This is a genomic window from Acidimicrobiia bacterium (assembly GCA_016650365.1).
Taxonomy (GTDB): Bacteria; Actinomycetota; Acidimicrobiia; order Spongiisociales; family JAENVV01; genus JAENVV01.
Genome location: JAENVV010000135.1, coordinates 1 through 2,491 on the forward strand (window position 1 = coordinate 1; position 2,491 = coordinate 2,491).

Below are 2,491 nucleotides of genomic sequence, written 5' to 3' on the forward strand. Positions count from 1 at the left end.
GATCCGTCCGAGCAGTTGGTAGGCCTTGCGGATGGTGGCCGGGGGCGTATCCGTCGGCGTCAAGGTCCGAAACCCATTCTTGGACGTCGAAGACGCTGATGGCCCCGATCGGCAGGTCGGCGAACGTCGGTAGGACCAGGCTGCGCAGATACGACTCGTCGCGGGCTTTGGTCGAGTCCCGTGGGTTGACCCACCCGGCGGTGGCCTGCCCGGTGAAGTCGCCGAGTCTGAGTCGTCCGGCCTGAGGGTCGATGTAGGTGCCGGACGCGGCCGGTACTCGACAATTCGAGGAGTTTTTCGGGCAAGCCGAAGACCGGGAGCGAGATGATTGTGTGTGGCGGGCGAATTGTCGGAGAGGGCGCTGATGCGGCCAGTTACAACCCGGAGACAGATACGTGGACCGTTATCGCCACGCCCCCCGTCGCCGCCAGCTTTATGGAAGGTGTTTGGACCGGCGACGAGGTCATTGTCTTTGGCGGGGTTACCGACCTAGGACGCGGACAGAACGTTGGTGCGGCCGCATACAATCCCACAACCAACCAGTGGCGGCGATTGTCCAACGCTCCCATTCCCATGGAGCGTTTAGCGGAAACTGCCCTCGCAGCCGGCTCGATCTATGTGTGGCCTTCGACAATCGAACCCCTTCAGCCACAAACGCCCATCGAGTACATCATCGAAGCTGACCGGTGGGAACTTCTACCCGCCCCCCCAGCGGAATACGCTCCACGTTCTCCCACAGGGGCACGAAAACTCAAATGTGGCTCTGGCGACACCTGCCGGACCATGTGACATAGAAATCATGGCTCCGCAATGCCGAAGTCCCTGAAGAAGGAATGCCAGCTGTCGATGCACTCGTTCGCGAGGTCGAGCGCATCAATCAACCGCGCTTCCGGGGTCGCCCAGTCGATCTCGATGGTGACTCGAGCACCAGCCCGACTGGGCTTCTCTTCGGTTTGTGACCTGGACCTTGCGAGTGGCGGCCCGATCGTTGAAGCCTGGTCTTTATCTGACCCCTGCCGGGGTGGAGGCTCGGACCGCGCGCTGTGGAGGAGTTGACGGGGTCGTGTTCAGCGACTGCCGTTGGCGTCGATGAAGCGGCGGGGATAGGTGGCTGGTAATGCGCTGGCCGTCCCGAGCCGTTCGATGTCCCTGCTGCTCAGCGTTACTTCCAGGGCACCCAGGTTCGATTCGAGCTGGCTCATGGTACGGACGCCGATGATGACGCTGGCTACGTTGGGTCTCCCGAGTACCCACGCCAGCGCGACCTGCTCGGGAGGAACCCCAAGATCGTCCGCCACGGCGTGGAGCTCATCGGCGATCTCCCACGAACGGTCGTCCTGGCGTCTCACCCACGCCTCTTCGTCACTGTCGGGCTGGCTGCCAAGCCGGCCCTCTTCGGAGGTTGGTCGGTGGGCGCGCCGGTACTTGCCCGATAGGAATCCGCCGGCGAGGGGACTCCATGGCGTGAGCGAGACATCCTCGGAGGCGAGCAGATCGAAAAACTCCGGCTCGATATCGCGGGTGATCAGGTTGTACTGATACTGGGCGGCAACAAACCGCTGGTAGCCGCCCAGGGCGCTCACCCCGAGCGCCTTCATGAGCTGCCACGCCATGAAGTTGGACACGCCGATGTATCGAACCTTGCCCGCGGCAACGAGGTCATCGAAGGCCCGGAGCGATTCCTCTATCGGTGTCAAAGGGTCCCAACAGTGCATGTAGAGGAGATCGATGGTTTCGGTCCGGAGTCGCCCGAGGCTGGCCTCGACACCGCGCATGATGTGATGGCGCGAGAGGCCCGTGTCGTTGGGTCCCGCTCCGGTGGGGAACCGGACCTTTGTGGCGAGGACCACCTCGTCCCGCCGAGCCTTGATTGCCGCACCAACGATCTCCTCAGATCGTCCGTTCGCATACACGTCGGCAGTGTCGATGTGATTCCCACCGACGTCGAGGAAGCGATCGATCATGGCGTGAGCATCCTTCGGCGATGCGGCCCTGGTGCCCCCCTCCCCGAACACCATCGTCCCGAGTGCCAGCTCGCTGACCAGTAGTCCACTGTTTCCCAGGCGGCGGTGCTTCATGTGCGTTCCTCTCGTGTCGAGGGTTGGAGTCTATTCGAAGGTCGAGGCTGAACCGGGCTAGCAGGCCGCCCCGATCGTTGAGATCATCATGTCGCAGGTGAGCATCGGCTTCACCCGTTACGACCGGTGGCTCTTTTGGCGGGTCCGTACTTTGGTCGGGCCGGCCATGGAGATGAACACGATGGTGGCGTCCAACGGGTGGCGAGCTCGGTGGAGGTTTTCCTCCGTGTCATTCGCTCCCGGGAGGCCAAACGGTCCCTCAGGGGTATTACAACCTCGAAGTAATGCTGCGGTCGGTTTCGCGTCGTGGTGGCGAAGTCGGGGTGTGCGGCACGTGTATGGACGCCCGTGGAATCGCCGACACCGAACTTGCTGAGGGCTGCCGCCGCAGCACCATGGACGAGCTGACCGAC

3 protein-coding genes are annotated in these 2,491 nt (G+C 62.9%); 2 read left to right on the forward strand and 1 reads right to left on the reverse strand.

Annotated features, from left to right (window positions below):
• The first annotated feature begins 324 nt into the window (after positions 1–324).
• A complete protein-coding gene (locus tag JJE47_07855) occupies positions 325–789 on the forward strand; it encodes a hypothetical protein (protein MBK5267335.1) in 465 nt (154 codons plus the stop codon).
• A gap of 278 nt (positions 790–1,067) precedes the next feature.
• Here the strand turns inward: JJE47_07855 and JJE47_07860 are convergent, their stop codons facing one another.
• Positions 1,068–2,078 carry an aldo/keto reductase gene (locus JJE47_07860; GenBank protein MBK5267336.1) on the reverse strand — a complete coding sequence of 337 codons (1,011 nt, stop codon included), beginning with the start codon at positions 2,076–2,078 and terminating at the stop codon, positions 1,068–1,070.
• Between the two features lie 284 nt (positions 2,079–2,362).
• Between JJE47_07860 and JJE47_07865 the strand changes: the two genes are divergently transcribed.
• The coding region (locus JJE47_07865) for a DsrE family protein (protein MBK5267337.1) at positions 2,363–2,491 on the forward strand (129 nt) is incomplete at its 3' end.

Excerpts from the sequence above, each read along its gene's own strand:
- JJE47_07855 (MBK5267335.1), top strand. The coding sequence starts at position 325 with ATGATTGTGTGTGGCGGGCGAATTGTCGGAGAGGGCGCTGATGCGGCC.
- JJE47_07860 (MBK5267336.1), bottom strand. The coding sequence starts at position 2,078 with ATGAAGCACCGCCGCCTGGGAAACAGTGGACTACTGGTCAGCGAGCTG.